This window comes from Streptomyces sp. NPDC046197 (assembly GCF_040646295.1).
Lineage (GTDB): Bacteria > Actinomycetota > Actinomycetes > Streptomycetales > Streptomycetaceae > Streptomyces.
In genome coordinates this window covers 66070-80485 of record NZ_JBEYZY010000019.1, presented here as the reverse complement: position 1 = coordinate 80485, position 14416 = coordinate 66070, and the positions used below count along the sequence as shown (strand labels likewise).

Below are 14416 nucleotides of genomic sequence, written 5' to 3'. Positions count from 1 at the left end.
GCCTTCCTCAACCCGCCGTCGTCGCGGCGCCGTTCGCCGCGGACGTTGCTGCTGCTGCCGTTGCCGAGCCGACGCCGCAGGACAGGTTCGGGACATCCGGCAGCTCCGCGGCGGGGTTCCCTCCCCACCGTGCGTCCGGGGGGACTTCCTCGCCCTTCATGAGGAAGGAATCAGCTGCCAGCACGGCCCCGTCGCCCAGCGTCACGCCGTAGTGAACGTGGGCGCCGACCCCGAGCGTGCAGCCCGAACCCAGGGCGGTGCGGTCGGACTTGAAGGTGCCGTCCTCCTGCGAATGGCACTGGATCTTGGATCCGGAGTTGAGCGTGCAGTGGTCGCCGATGGTGGTGAGGGTCCGCTCCGTCAAGTAGCAGCCGTCGTCGAACACCCGGGCACCGATACGGACTCCCAACATCCGCCAGATCAGGCTCTTGAAAGGGGTTCCGTTGAAAACGTTCAGCCATTCGTCCGGCACTTTCCACAGGCGCTCGTGCCACCAGAAGTACGGGTCGTAGATGGAGCACAACTGGGGACTCAGCGCACGGAAGGCGGCGATGCAGCGCTCCACCAGAACGAAGTAGAGGGCGGTGAACGCCACGGACAGTGCGAGGTAGCCGGCGACCACCAGATGCCCGAGCACGCCGTACAGGTCGAGGGCGGCGAGACCGAGCGCGGTGAGAAAGAAGGTGTGCACCCACCGAAGGAACAGGAAGAGTGCCATGGAACGCAGGTTGTAGCGGTTCTTCGCGGCGAGACTGCGGCCGAGTTCCTCCCCCGTTCTGAGATGGTCGAACCGGGAGTCGCGTTCCACCGATCTGGGGATCTCGAAGGGCGGCGAACCGAGCAGCCCGACGCCTTCGCGTATCTCCCCGTCGAGGGGCACCATCACCTTGGTGGCCAGCAGACAGTTCTCACCCGTCCTGCCGCCCGCGGGATAGGCGATGTTGTTGCCGACGAAATTGTGCGCCCCGATGGACACACGGCTCACGCGGAAGGAAGTGCTGGAGAAGTCGGCATTGACGATGGAGAGCCCGTCGGCCACCATCGTCCCTCTGCCGAAGGAGGCGAGAAACGGCGTCTCGTGCTGTACCTCGGTGCCGAAGTTCGAGCCGGTCTGCTCCACCCGGGACAAGTCGTACCCGAGACGGTGAAGATAGGGGACGATATAGGAACTGTCCCCGAAGAGCCAGCCGAAGAACTTCAGGTTCGTCATCCTGGACATGGCACGGTGCACCGAGTAGTGGAAGCCGTAGAGCGGATAGACCTTGTCGGGCTCGAAGGCCATGTGCATCAGGCGCGGAACGGTGAACAGCACGACCAGGCCCACGCCGACGAAGCCGAAGAAGAGGACCGCCGACACGATGCCCGCGTCGACGAACAACTCCCAGCTGATTCCGGAGGGATGGGGGAACAGACGCCTGCCGACCGCGGGAAACAGGCTGGAGAGCATGTACACACCGCCGACGGCCAGAGGCATGTACAGGAAGAACAGCTGGAGCAGGGTGAGCAGACCGAAACCGGCCCGGCGCAGGGCGCCGCATCGAGCCGGCGCCACTCTTACGTAGTCGACGGTGGTGGGCTGCGCCGGGGACCCGTTGCGGTGCTCGCCGTCCGGGATCGCCTGGCCCTGGTACAGGGCGGACGCGTGGCCGAGCTGAGCTCCGTCGCCCATCGAGGTGTCGATGTCGAGCACGGTCTTCTCGCCGATGAACACGTCCCGTCCGAGCGTGATACGGCCCGTCTGGATACGTCCGGCGTGCGCCCGGTAGCACAGGAAGGACGAGTCCTTGCGGATGACCGTACCGGAGCCGATCGTGAGCAGGTCGGTGCAGACCGGGACGGAGTGGGAGAGGATGGTGACTCCCTTGCCGATCCGTGCGCCAAGGGCCCGCAGGTAGAGCACATACACGGGATTACCGATGAAGAGGACCATCGGATTGACGTGAAGCAGCGTCTTCACGATCCAGAAGCGCAGATACGCCGGACTCCAGACCGGGAACTCGCCGGGTTTCCAGCGGCCGACGAGGACCCATTTGGCGATGACCGGGATCGCACACAGGGTGAGGAACGCGGCACCGACGAACACGACCGACCGCAGGTAGATGCCGAACACGCCCGAGCCGGCGGCGACCCAGACATACCCTTGCGCGGTGACAAGTCCGGTGACGAAGGAATAGCCCAGGAAGACCAGCAGTTGAAGGGTTCCGCAAAGGACGTAGGCCGCCCTGCTCGCCCGGGCGACCGGCGTCGCCGCCGTGAGCGCCGCCGACGACGTCTCGGGCGCCACATCGTCTGGAGCGGGGGTGGCGGCGAGGGCCGCTGCCAGGCTTCGGACCGAGGGGTGCCGGTAGATGTCCTTCATGGAAACCGACGGCAGGTCCGGCCGCTTCCGGACCCGGGCGCAGAATTGAGCCATGACCAGGGAATTGGCGCCGAGGTCGTCGAAGAAGTGGCTTTCGACCGGGACGCTTTCGACATCCACCAGATCGACCAGGACTTCGGCGAGCTTCCGTTCGGTCTCTGCCGTCATCGGTTCGGCGGCGCCATGTCCGGTGGTCGTAGGTTCGTCCGGCCCGGGTATCAGGACGTCGGCAGACTTCTCCACCATTCGAGCTCCCTGAGCAGATGTCGAAAACCGGCGTCAGCGGGGCCGGTCCGCGAGATCGTGCGCTGTTTCCTCAACGCAGCACCTCGCCGATCAGTCTCGTGCGGCCATCGGCGGGTTGCCACTCGGATCCGGTGGTGACGCACCGGCTGTGAAACTCCTCGGGCGGGTATTTCCAGCTACCCCGCGCTGTTGCCGGGGCAACGGTCACCCGAATGGCGTTCACTCCACGAGCGGAGCCGGGCGGGACGCGGGGACGGGAGAAAGGGAGCCGGAAGCGACGAGAAAAGCGACGAGGAACGAGCTGGGAGCGAGGCGGGCGAAAGCGAGGGAGGGGCGGGAACCCGCACGGCAGCAGCGGCGGCCGCGGACACGGGGCAGGAGCCGTGTTCCGCTGCCGCCGCTGCGGGCGTGGACGGGATCAGACAGCCGGGGCCGGGTAGGTCGGGTACTCGACGCCGGAGATGTGCTGGACCACGCGGATGACCTGGCAGGAGTATCCGAACTCGTTGTCGTACCACAGGTAGAGGATCGCGTTGTCACCCTCGACCTTGGTGGCGCCCGCGTCGACGATCGAGGCGTGACGGGAGCCGATGAAGTCGCTGGAGACCGCGTCGGGCGCGCTGATGAAGTCGATCTGGCGCTTCAGCGGCGAGGTGAGCGACACGTTGCGCAGGTAGTCGAGGACCTCTTCGCGGGTGGTCTCGCGGGCCAGCTGCAGGTTGAGGATCGCGATCGAGACGTCCGGCACCGGGACCCGGATGGAGCTGCCGGTGATCTTCGCCTTGAGCTCGGGCAGCGCCTTGGCGACCGCGGAGGCCGCGCCGGTCTCGGTGATGACCATGTTGAGCGGCGCCGAGCGGCCGCGGCGGTCGGATTTGTGGTAATTGTCCAGCAGGTTCTGGTCGTTGGTGAACGAGTGGACGGTCTCCACGTGGCCGCGCAGGACGCCGTACTCGTCCTCCATCGCCTTCAGCGGCGGGACGATGGCGTTGGTGGTGCACGACGCGCAGGACAGGATCTGCTCGTCCGGCTTGATCATGTCGTGGTTGACGCCGTGCACGATGTTGGGAACGTCGCCCTTGCCCGGGGCGGTCAGGACGACCTTGTCGATGCCGGGGCGCAGGTGCTTCGACAGGCCCTCGCGGTCGCGCCACTTGCCGGTGTTGTCGATGAGGATGGCGTTCTTGATGCCGTACGCCGTGTAGTCCACCGACGTCGGGTCGTCGGCGTAGATCACCTTGATCTCGTTGCCGTTGGCGAGGATCGCGCTGTTCGCCTCGTCGACGGTGATCGTGCCCTGGAACTGTCCGTGGATGGAGTCGCGGCGCAGCAGCGAGGCGCGCTTGACGAGATCCTCGGCGTCCCGGCCGCCGCCCCCGCGGACGACGATGGCACGCAGCCGAAGGCCGTTGCCGGAGCCGGACTTCTCGATGAGCAGGCGGGCCACGAGACGGCCGATGCGGCCGAAGCCGTAGAGGACGACGTCGCGCGGCTCACGGCGCTCGATCTTGTTGGCGCCCGTGGCGCCGGCGACGGCCTCGGCGGTGAAGTCCCGCACCGACAGACCGCGGTCGTCGGTGCGGTACGTCGCGGCGAGCATGCCGATGTCTATCTGGGAAGGGCCGAGGTCGAGAGCGGCGAGAGCCTGCAGGAACGGCAGCGTCTCGGTGACCGAGAGCTCCTCACCGGCTATCTGCCGGGCGAATCGGTGGGTCTTGAGGATGCTGACCACCGACTTGTTCACCAAGGAGCGGCTGTGCAGCAGGACCGTGACGTCCTGTTCGCGGTGCAGCTTCCCGATGATCGGGATCATCGACTCCGCGATCTCCTCGCGGTTCTTCCAGTTGGTGAACGAGTCGTCGTTGACAGTCACAGGATTATCTTTCGAGCTAGGCAGCGCTCATATGCTAACCCGGTCGTTCGGGGCCAAGGTCTCTGGGTGGTCTCCGGGCGCTCCTGCCGTCGTGTGCGTAGGATCGTCGCTGTAAGTTGAAAATGAAACTAACTGTGGGGGGCGGCCTCCGATGAGCAATCTCGAAAGAGCGCCCGCCGAGGTGCGGTGCGGATCCCCGGTCGACCACGAGGGTCCGGGCGGGCCGTCACGGGTCGAGGTGCTCGCCCCTCGTGACGTGCCCCTGGGCGGTCCGCGTGCCATGACCGTGCGGCGCACGCTGCCGCAGCGGTCCCGGTCCATGATCGGCGCCTGGTGCTTCACCGACCACTACGGCCCCGACGACGTGGCCGCGACCGGCGGCATGGGCGTCGCCCCGCATCCGCACACGGGCCTGCAGACCGTCAGCTGGCTGTTCAGCGGCGAGATCGAACACCGCGACAGCCTCGGCAGCCACGCGTACGTCAGACCCGGCGAGCTCAACCTCATGACAGGCGGACACGGCATCAGTCACTCGGAGGTCTCCACCCCGCGGACCACCGTGCTGCACGGCGTGCAGCTGTGGGTGGCGCTGCCCGCCGAACACCGCCTCGCCGATCGCGACTTCCAGCACTACGTCCCGGAGCCCGTGCGGGCCGACGGGGCCGTGATCAGCGTCTTCCTGGGCACTCTGGCGGGAGCCTCCTCGCCGGTGAGGACGTTCACGCCGCTGCTCGGCGCCGAGGTCGTGCTCGCGCCGCGTGCGACGCTCACGCTCGATGTCGACCCCGGTTTCGAGCACGGACTCCTCGTCGACCAGGGCGACGTCTGTCTTGCCGGCGCGCTGCTGCGCCCGGCCGAACTGGGTTGTGTCCATCCCCGGAGCGACACCCTGACGCTCGTCAACGAGTCGGACGGCACGGCACGCGCGGTTCTGCTCGGCGGAACGCCGTTCGAGGAGGAGATCATCATGTGGTGGAACTTCATCGGACGTAGCCACGAGGACATCGTCCAGGCCCGCGAGGACTGGATGAGCGGGACTCGGTTCGGCGTGGTGCACGGGTACGACGGCGATCCGCTGCCGGCGCCCCAACTGCCGACGGTGCCGTTGAAGCCGCGGCGACGCACACGCTGAGACGCGTGGCTGAGCGCTCCATCGGGACACGATGTCCGCTTCATCTCGATAAAATGCATTTTGTGATCAAGTCAGGACGGCTCCGGCTCCGCCGCCCTTCATACGGCGGCCGACGGGAATCCGTACTGCTGTCACCGGTGATCCTCACGATCCTCATCGCCGGCCTGGCGTTCGCCACCCCGAGAGAGATCGCCTTCAGCCGCCTTCTGCCCGCGGCACCGGCCCTCGCCGCCGCGATGTGGCCGGTCCTGCCGACCCTCTTCCTGGGGGCGTTCTGCCTGCTGGTGATGATCGGGCTGAGCCTCGTCTACTCCGATCTGGGGACCCCGTACACGGCTGCCGCGATCGTCGCGGTCACCCTGGCGGCGGCATATGCCAGCCATCTGCGACTCCAGCGAGAGGAGATGCTCTTCCAGGTCCGGCTCGTCGCCGACGCGGCCCAGCAGGTGCTGCTCCGCCCGCTGCCACGGCTCATCCAGGACGTCGAGATCGAGTCGATGTACGTGGCGGCCCAGGAGCAGGCCCGGATCGGAGGCGACTTCTACGAGGCGGCCGACACGCCGTACGGGGTCCGGCTGCTCATCGGTGATGTGCGCGGCAAGGGACTGCCGGCGGTGGGGGCCGCCTCGGCGGTGATCAACTGCTTCAGGGAGAACGCGTACGACCAGCCCGACCTGCGGGGCATCATCCATCGCCTGGAGACCAGCATGGCCCGGTACAGCATCGGGACCCCCGCACCGGATCAGCCGGAGCACTTCGCCACCGCACTGATCGCCGAGATCCCGTACGGCGGTGGGCAGGTCAGAATTCTCAACTGCGGGCATCCGCCGCCGCTGCTCGTGCGGCGCGGGGAGATCTGCGTCCTGGACTCCACCCTGCCCTCGCCGCCCCTCAACCTCGCGACGCTCCTCGGCGACCACTACATCGTCGACACGATCGACTTCGACGCGGGCGACCAGATGCTGCTCTACACGGACGGCGTAACGGAGACCCGTGATCGCGACGGCGTGTTCTTCCCGCTGCCGGACTGGATGGCGCAGGTCGGCCCGGCGGCGCCCCGTGAGCTGCTGGACCAGCTCCACCTGGACCTGCTCCACTACAGCGGCGGAAGGCTCGACGACGACATCGCCGCCCTGGCTGTGCGCTGCCGGAAACGGCCGGGGCCAGCGGCGCTCCCGGCAGGGGGCTGAGAGGCGTCCGGCGCTCGAGCCACAGCGGGACAGGGGGCCGGAGCCCCGTGTCCCGCTGTGGGTGATCGTCCCGCTGTGGGTCAGCCGGTCATCACGGTCCCCGGCGCCCCCCTCGGCCGGGCGGACCCGGTCCCGAGGGGCTGGTGCGGCCAGGGAGTCACGTGAGCGGGTTGGCGCTGCGGGCTTCCGTCGGGCCCGAAGACGGAACCGGCACGGCGGGCGGCGGACGAGAGTGTCTCCGGCCTGCTGCTCGGACCGTCCGGCGGAATGACAGAAGTGAACCGGACGTGCCAGCCGTCGCTGCCGGTGGTCAGGGAGATCGGCGACAAGGCCGCCACCTCGAGGCGCCAGAAGGCCTTCACCGGTGCGGACAGAGCATGGACGAGCAGGGCTCGGGCGAGGGCCGGCTCGACGATGGCCAGTGTGCGGGCCCCGTCACGTGGCACACCGGCCAGCCAGTGCGCGGACCGGTGGCAGAGGCCGCGTACGGTCTCGCCTCCGTGGGGCGCGGCGGCCGGATCCGTGAGCCAGGCGGAGAACCCGTGGGGATCGGCGGTGGCGATCTCGTCCACCGTGCGGCCACGCCACGTGCCGTAATCGAGGTCGCGCAGCGCGGGCTCCGGCGTGCTGTCCAGGCCGACGGTCTCGGCTATGCGGGCACAGCCGGGCGAGGGCGTCCGTACGATCAGCGAGTGGGGAGGAAGCGTGGCCACGACAGCGCGCGCTTCACGCAGGTCGCGCTCACCGAGGGACTCGTCGCCGAAGACCCTGCTTCTGGTGGGATTCCAGGCCGTGGCGCTCAGCAATGTCAGGCAGACCGTCATGTCGCTGGCCCCCTTCTCGTGAGTCATAGGGACCAGCGTCGGTGAGGCCTCGCCGGACAACCATCCGCCAGACGTCCGGACCGCCCCCGCCGACTGGCTGGCGGTGCCACGCCGACTGGCCTGATCGGTGCCGGGAACTGGCAGGGCGTTCGTCGACGTGGTACGAGTGGTACGAATCGGACAGTGGTCCGAGGCCGAGTGGAGCACCTGTGATCCGGGTACTTGTGGTCGACGACGAGGCCCTGATCCGTACGGGCTTCCAGCACATCCTCGATACCGCCCAGGACATCGAGGTCGTGGCCGCCGTGCCCGGCGGCGAGGCGGTCCAGACGGCGCAGACGACATGTCCCGACGTCGTGCTGCTGGACATCCGAATGCCCGACGTCGACGGACTCACCGTCCTGACCCGCCTGCGTCAGCTGCCGCACCCCCCGATCGTGGCCATGCTCACGACGTTCGACATGGACGACTACGTGGAGACGGCACTGCGCTCGGGCGCCGCCGGATTCCTGCTGAAGGACACGGATCCCGAGGAGCTGCCGTTCCTGGTGCGGACGCTCGCGGACGGCGGCACGGTCCTGTCGTCCAAGGTCACCCGGACGATCGTCAACCGTTATCTGAACGCCGGCGCCCGGGACCCCGCGGGCCGTAGCCTCGACCAGCTGACCGACCGCGAGCGTGACGTGCTCGTTCTCATCGCCGGAGGACTGTCCAACGCCGACATCGGCGCCCGCATGCACCTGAGCACCGGCACGGTCAAGGACCACGTCAGCGCCATCCTCACCAAGCTCCAGGTGGGCAGCCGCGTCCAGGCCGCCCTCCTCGCGGAACGAGCCGGGCTGCTCAAGCCGCAGCGAGAGGGGGAGCGGGAATGATCCCCCGCCGCCTGGTCAACCCCCTGCTCGACGCCGCCCTCGTCGCGGCCGCGCTGCTCGACGTTTGGGTCCATTTCGACGCCAGCGAGCCGCTCCGCATGGCATGCGCCCTGGCCGCCGCCCTCGTACTCCTGATGCGCCGGCGCCTGCCGCTCGTCACCTTCCTGCTCACGCTGCCCGCCGTCCTGCTGTCCGACGCGGTCGTCGCCGCTCTGGGCGCGCTGTTCACCCTCGCGTCACGCACGCGGCGACGCATGCTGCTGGCCGCCTGCGCCATGGTGTTCACGCTCAGTGACATGATCTCGTTCCCGTCACCGCGCTTGGACCTGTCGAACACCAAGACTCTGATCACCCTGGGCTACACAGCCGCGACGGCAGCGGCTCCGGTCTTCCTCGGCCAGCTCGTCCAGGCCCGCCGTGACCTGTCGCTGCGGCTCGCCGAGATCTCCGAGGCGCGCGAACACGAGCGGCAGCTGACCGCCCAGTCCGCGCTGGGCAAGGAGCGCGCCCAGCTCGCTCGCGAGATGCACGACGTGGTCTCCCACCAGGTCAGCCTGATCGCCGTGCGGGCCGGAGCGCTGCAGGTCGGCGCACGTGACGCGGAAACCAGGGAAGCCGCCACGACGATCCGGCGGCTGAGCGTGGAGACCCTGAACGAGCTGCGGCACATGGTCAACGTGCTGCGCGCCTCCGGAGGCCGGCAGACCGAGCTCACCCCGCAGCCGTCCCTGGCGGACCTCCAGCGGCTGGTCGACGGCAGCGGCATCGAGACCGACCTGACGGCGGACCTGCCCGACGGACTTCCGCCGACGGTGCAGCGTGCCGTCTACCGCACCGTGCAGGAAGCGCTCACCAACGTCCGCAAGCACGCCCCCGGCGCCACGGCGACGGTTCGCATCTCCTGCGAGGACGGAGACGTCCGCGTGACGATCACCAACACCCCTCCGACCCGGTCCGCGCTTCCCCTGCCCAGCGCCCACTACGGCCTGAGTGCCCTGCGGCAGCGCGCCGCCCTCCTCGGTGGCACCACCAGCTCCGGCCCCACACCCGACGGCGGCTACGAGCTTCGCCTGGAGCTTCCGGCGGATGGCACCTCGTTACCGGGCCCAGTCGCCCGCTTCTCCTCGTTACGGGATGTTCCGGTGGGTCCGCGGTGGGTCCGCGGTCGGGCCGCGGCCGGCCGGCGGTGCCGTGGGTGAGCAGTGGGGTGAGGGTGTCCCTCACGCCGTGACGTCGCTGCCGACTCCGCGAGGGGACCGGCGGACGGGTGGTCCTCGACCGACAGCGTCCTGGCCCGACTCATTGCTCCGGCTTTCTGCCACCCCATGACGGACCTCCACGGAGTACGACTGCCACGGCTGCGCCGTCGAGAAGCCCGCCCCGGGTGTTGCGCAGGCGAAGCCCGCTTCCCGCCTCGGGGAGCGATACCCGTGCCGGTCACGCGGCTCGCACTGCTCCGCCAGAACGACAGGAGGGCCCCGTCGTGGACATGAGGCTCGAAGGGGCGGTGATTCCGGTCGCCGACGTCGACCGGACGAAGGGCTTCTACAGGGCGCTGGCGTGGCGGCTGGACGCCGACTTCGTCGCCGGCGACGGTTTCCGCGTGGTGCAGCTGACCCCGCCGGGCTCTCCGTGCTCCGTGATCTTCGGAACGGGAGTCAGTGCCGCCGCGCCCCTCGCGTCACGGTGCGGCCAGGACGCCGGTTCCGGCCCGCCGCCCCGGTCGGACATCGCCTCGGGACCCGGCTGGATCCCCTCCGATGGGGGGAGTAAGCTATTCATCGGTTGATGAATTACTGCTCTCCGGAAAGGCGGCCTGTGATGGAGCGGACCACGTGTTGCGTCGTGGGGGGCGGACCGGCCGGCATGGTGCTCGGCCTGCTCCTGGCGCGGGCCGGTGTGGCCGTGACGGTGCTGGAGAAGCACGGCGACTTCCTGCGCGACTTCCGCGGCGACACCGTGCACCCCTCGACGCTGGCGTTGCTGGACGACCTGGGCCTGGGCGAGCGCTTCGCCCGGCTGCCCCAGCGGCGAGTGCGCACCGTCCAGTTGCCCGTCGGGGCCGGCCGGTCGATGGTCACGGTCGCCGACCTCGCGGTGCTGCGCGCCCCGTACAACTACGTGGCGATGGTGCCCCAGTGGGACCTGCTGGACCTCCTTGCCGACGAGGCCCGGCGGGAGCCGACCTTCCAGCTGCGGATGAACACCGAGGCGACCTCCTTCCTGGTCGAGCACGGACGGGTGAACGGGGTGCGCTACCGCACCGCCGACGGCCGCACCGGCGAGCTGCGAGCCGCGCTCACGGTGGCCTGCGACGGCCGGGGATCACTGGCCCGCTCCCGGCCGGAACTGGGACTGCGCCGCTTCGACTGCCCGATGGACGCCTGGTGGTTCCGGCTGCCCCGGCACGAGGGCGACCCGCGCGGACTCGTCGGCGGTGCCGGTGACCGGTTCCTGACCGCGATGATCGACCGCGGGGACTACTGGCAGTGCGCCGCACTCATCCCCAAGGGTGCCGACGGTGAGCGGCGCGCCGCAGGCCTCGACCGCTTCCTGGCCGAGTACGCGGACGCCGTCCCCTGGCTCGCGGACCGCACCCACGTCCTGCGCTCGTGGGACGAGGTCAAGCTCCTCGACGTACGCCTGGAACGCCTGCGCCGCTGGCACCGCCCCGGGCTGCTGTGCATCGGCGACGCCGCGCACGCGATGTCCCCGGTCTTCGGCATCGGGATCAACCTCGCCGTGGAGGACGCCGTGGCCGCCGCCCGCTACCTGGCCGAGCCGCTGCGCCGCGGAACCGTCGGGCTGCGCGACGTGCGCGGCGTCCAACGCCGCCGCCGGCCCACCACGGTCGTCACACAGGCGCTCCAGCGCACCGCCCATGCCCGATTCATCGCGCCGCTGTTGCAGGGGCGGCCGCCCCTGGGCAGCGTGGACCGGGCCCGGCGCATAACGGGCCTGCTCACCGGATCACGGTTGATGCGCCGTCTGCCCGCATACTTCCTGGCCTACGGAGCGCTGCGAGAGCGTCCACCGGCCGCGGCGGTCCGGCAGCTGCGGCCGCGATCGCAACGCGCGCACAGTTGCTCGCGGACCGACCGGTCCTGAGCGCGGCCGTGATCGGGATCGGCGGCCCACCGTCCTGGCAGGCGGGGAATACCGGGGGCGGGGCTCCCGTTGTAAGGCGCGTAATCGTTGACATGCCTGGAGCAGGAGCAACGCAAGGACAGGAGCTCGGCTCCGGGCGGAAGGGCATCTCATGGCACGCAGCACCGCGCGTCCCGTCGTCCGGCTGAAGTCGACGGCGGGGACCGGCGTCACCTACGTGACGCGCAAGAACCGACTGAACGACCCCGACCGGCTCGTCCTGCGCAAGTACGACCCGGTGGCCGGGGAGCACGTCCTCTTCCGCGAGGAGCGGTAACGGCCCGACGTACCCACGAGACGGACGGCCACCAGGAAGGAGACCCATGAGGTCCGGCATCCACCCCGTTTCCCGCCCGGTCGTCTTCCGCGACCGCGCGGCGGGCGTCGCGTTCCTCACCCGTTCGACCGCCGACTCCGAGCGGACGACCGAGTGGGCGGACGGCCACACCTATCCGCTGGTCGACGTCGAGATCTCGTCGGCCAGTCATCCCTTCTACACCGGTACCTCACGGGTGCTGGACACCGCCGGCCGGGTGGAGCGCTTCGAGCGCCGCTACGGCCGCGCGGCGACGGCCCGCCGCTGACGGCGGGCCGGAGTCGGCGATGCCCGCGTCGCCGGCCCAGCGTGTGGTCAGCAACCGGCCCCGCGCGCGATCAGAAGGAGAAGAGAGCCATGAAGGTCCGCAAGTCCCTGCGCTCGCTGAAGGCCAAGCCCGGCGCGCAGGTGGTACGGCGACGGGGTGTCACCTTCGTCGTCAACCGGAAGAATCCCCGCTTCAAGGCCCGCCAGGGCTGAGCGCACCCCGCACTGCACCCCCCCGCACTGCACCCCCCGCCTTGCGGTCGGCCGGCGACGAGGCCGGCCGACCGCACACGCCGACCGCACACGCCGACCGCACACGCCGACCGCACACGCCGACCGCACACGCCGACCGCACACGCCGATGGCGCGGCGCCGGTGGTACGAAAGACGGGCGGACTCGGCAGGCGAGCGCGGGGCGCCTTGCGCGGCGTCAGCCGTGGTACGTGATGTAGCCGTTGCCGTCGCGGTCGTCGTGGCTCCTGGTGTAGGAGTGGGTGTCGGCGTGGGCGCCGGACGGCTTGTAAAGGTAGATGGTGTCCTTGTCGTTGTTCCACATGAAGTTGCAGTTCTGGCGGTAGACGACGTTCTGGGCGTCGGAGTCCGTGCCGTGTCCCCCGCGCAGGTTCACGTAGTCGCCCGGTTCGAGGTAGTGGTTGGCGGGGAAGACGAAGCGGTTCCCGGCGGCGTCCTTGACCACGTAGCCCTTGAGATTGACGGTCGTGCGCGAGTAGTTCTTGATCGCCAGGTACTCGTTCTTGGAGTTGCCGGTGCGGCAGTTGTTGGAGTCCCGCCCCGGAGCGTCGTACTGGATGCCCTTGATCTTCAGGGCGGAAGAGTACTCGGTGGCCTGGGCCGGGGCAGCGGCGACGAGAACGAGCGTCCCGACCGTGGCGGCTGCGGCCAGTACAGAGCGTATGCGCATGAGGATCCCCCCTCAGTGGTGCCGATGAAGCGCATGGAGCATACACAAGGTGTGGCCGTGATGGCGGATTGGTGCAGAAAATGTGAAGGAGGCCGAGCAGGTGACGCCCCGTCAAGTCCTCGGTGCCGCAGGGCACCGCCTCGGGGCAGGGCAACGACCCGGGCGGCTGTGCCGGTTGACCAGGGGCCGACCGGGGCGCACGCCAGGGCAGCCCCCCATGGGCCAGGCAGTCAGGCCGTGGTCAGCACCATCCGGAAGCGGGCGGAACCCGAGGCCATCTTCTGATAGGCCTCGTCGGCCCGGTCCAGCGGCAGCATCTCCACCATCGGGCGGATCCCCTCCAAGGCGCTGAACGCCATGGTGTCCTCGACGTCCTGCGCGGTGCCGGACGGGTGCCCGCGGACGACCTGGCCGCTCATGAGCAGCTGGACCGGGCTGATGCCCAGCGGCTGGGGATCAGCCCCGATGACCACCAGCTCACCGCGGTGCGACAGCCCGTCCGCCGTTGCGGTGATGGCCTCGGAGTTGCCCGCGGTGGCGAGAACCACCTTGGCGCCGCCGAGAGACCGCAGCGCCTCCCCGACGCCGGGGCTCGCCTTGCTGTCGACGTAGTGATGGGCGCCGAGCTGCTTGGCGACGTCGGCCTTGTCCGCTCCGCGCGCGATCGCCACCGTCTCGAAGCCCATCGCCACCGCGTACTGCACTCCCAGATGCCCGAGGCCGCCGATGCCGAGGACGGCGACCAGGTCGCCCGGCCGGGCGGAACTGCGCCGCAGCCCGTTGTACGTGGTCACGCCCGCGCAGGCCATGGGTCCGGCATCGCTCGCCGCCAGCGCGTCGGGAATCCGCGCGAGGGCGTCGACCGGTGCGATCACCTGCTCGGCGAAGCCCCCGTCGTACGACCAGCCGGGGACCTTCAGGTTCTGGCACACGATGAAGTCGCCCTGCCTGCAGGGCGTGCAGTGGCCGCAGCTGCCCCCGAACCAGCCGACCGCCACCCGGTTGCCCACCTGCCAGCCCCGGTCCTGCGTGCCCTCGCCGAGTTCCTCGATACGCCCGGCGATCTCGTGCCCGGGGACGACGGGGAACTCGATGCCCGGCAGCGCGGCGCCCACGAAGAAGCTGTCACTGTGGCAGATCCCGCAGGCCTCCACGGCGACGCGCACATGGCCGGGGCCCGGCTGTGGCACCTCACGCTCGGTGATCTCGAACGGCCCGTCGGCGGCGGTGACCTGCGCGACACGGTAGGTGTTCATCTGTCCCTC

13 protein-coding genes and 1 pseudogene are annotated in these 14416 nt (G+C 69.5%); 9 read left to right on the top strand and 5 right to left on the bottom strand.

All coding sequences use genetic code 11. The annotated features are described in order from the left end of the window. Positions 1-7: 7 nt before the first annotated feature. The gene (locus AB0A61_RS25450) at positions 8-2605 is read right to left on the bottom strand and encodes a Pls/PosA family non-ribosomal peptide synthetase (RefSeq protein ID WP_361296460.1); all 2598 of its coding nucleotides are present in this window, start codon (positions 2603-2605) and stop codon (positions 8-10) included. 418 nt (positions 2606-3023) lie between these two features. Beyond that, positions 3024-4478: a glyceraldehyde-3-phosphate dehydrogenase gene (locus AB0A61_RS25445; protein ID WP_361296457.1), complete on the bottom strand. Its 1455-nt coding sequence runs from the start codon at positions 4476-4478 to the stop codon at positions 3024-3026. 151 nt (positions 4479-4629) lie between these two features. Between AB0A61_RS25445 and AB0A61_RS25440 the strand changes: the two genes are divergently transcribed. Both AB0A61_RS25440 and AB0A61_RS25435 read left to right on the top strand, forming a co-directional pair. After that, positions 4630-5610 (top strand): pirin family protein, encoded by a 981-nt coding sequence (locus AB0A61_RS25440; protein WP_361296454.1) that lies wholly within the window; start codon positions 4630-4632, stop codon positions 5608-5610. Positions 5611-5672: 62 nt separating this feature from the next. Then, positions 5673-6800, top strand: coding sequence for a PP2C family protein-serine/threonine phosphatase (locus AB0A61_RS25435; RefSeq protein WP_361296451.1), 1128 nt, complete (start codon positions 5673-5675; stop codon positions 6798-6800). A gap of 80 nt (positions 6801-6880) precedes the next feature. Here AB0A61_RS25435 and AB0A61_RS25430 read toward each other — a convergent pair whose 3' ends face one another. Continuing rightward, positions 6881-7651 carry a histidine phosphatase family protein gene (locus AB0A61_RS25430; RefSeq protein ID WP_361296448.1) on the bottom strand — a complete coding sequence of 257 codons (771 nt, stop codon included), beginning with the start codon at positions 7649-7651 and terminating at the stop codon, positions 6881-6883. Between the two features lie 182 nt (positions 7652-7833). Here AB0A61_RS25430 and AB0A61_RS25425 point away from each other — a divergent pair, with 182 nt between their 5' ends. From AB0A61_RS25425 to AB0A61_RS25395, 7 genes and pseudogenes are all read left to right on the top strand, one after another. Further along, entirely contained in the window at positions 7834-8499 is a 666-nt protein-coding gene (locus AB0A61_RS25425; RefSeq protein ID WP_361296445.1) for a response regulator transcription factor, read from the top strand. Further along, positions 8496-9698 carry a histidine kinase gene (locus tag AB0A61_RS25420; RefSeq protein WP_361296442.1) on the top strand — a complete coding sequence of 401 codons (1203 nt, stop codon included), beginning with the start codon at positions 8496-8498 and terminating at the stop codon, positions 9696-9698. The genes AB0A61_RS25425 and AB0A61_RS25420 overlap by 4 nt, the downstream gene beginning before the upstream one ends. 284 nt (positions 9699-9982) lie before the next feature. After that, positions 9983-10162 (top strand): annotated as a pseudogene (locus AB0A61_RS25415) (glyoxalase); the annotation flags it as partial. A 158-nt stretch (positions 10163-10320) separates the two neighbouring features. After that, positions 10321-11607, top strand: a complete 1287-nt coding sequence (locus AB0A61_RS25410) for an FAD-dependent oxidoreductase (protein WP_361296439.1) — start codon at positions 10321-10323, stop codon at positions 11605-11607. A gap of 151 nt (positions 11608-11758) precedes the next feature. After that, positions 11759-11923, top strand: coding sequence for a 50S ribosomal protein L33 (gene rpmG, locus AB0A61_RS25405; RefSeq protein WP_351308460.1), 165 nt, complete (start codon positions 11759-11761; stop codon positions 11921-11923). 46 nt (positions 11924-11969) lie between these two features. Beyond that, positions 11970-12230 carry a type B 50S ribosomal protein L31 gene (locus AB0A61_RS25400; RefSeq protein WP_361296436.1) on the top strand — a complete coding sequence of 87 codons (261 nt, stop codon included), beginning with the start codon at positions 11970-11972 and terminating at the stop codon, positions 12228-12230. An 89-nt stretch (positions 12231-12319) separates the two neighbouring features. After that, complete coding sequence (locus AB0A61_RS25395; RefSeq protein ID WP_361296433.1) at positions 12320-12442, top strand: ribosomal protein bL36; 123 nt, start codon at positions 12320-12322, stop codon at positions 12440-12442. Between the two features lie 217 nt (positions 12443-12659). On the opposite strand, the gene AB0A61_RS25390 is transcribed toward AB0A61_RS25395, so the two are convergent. Both AB0A61_RS25390 and AB0A61_RS25385 read right to left on the bottom strand, forming a co-directional pair. Then, on the bottom strand, positions 12660-13151 hold the full coding sequence (locus AB0A61_RS25390; RefSeq protein WP_361296431.1) for a lamin tail domain-containing protein: 492 nt from the start codon (positions 13149-13151) through the stop codon (positions 12660-12662). A gap of 230 nt (positions 13152-13381) precedes the next feature. Continuing rightward, positions 13382-14407: an alcohol dehydrogenase gene (locus AB0A61_RS25385; protein ID WP_361296428.1), complete on the bottom strand. Its 1026-nt coding sequence runs from the start codon at positions 14405-14407 to the stop codon at positions 13382-13384. Positions 14408-14416 lie beyond the last annotated feature (9 nt).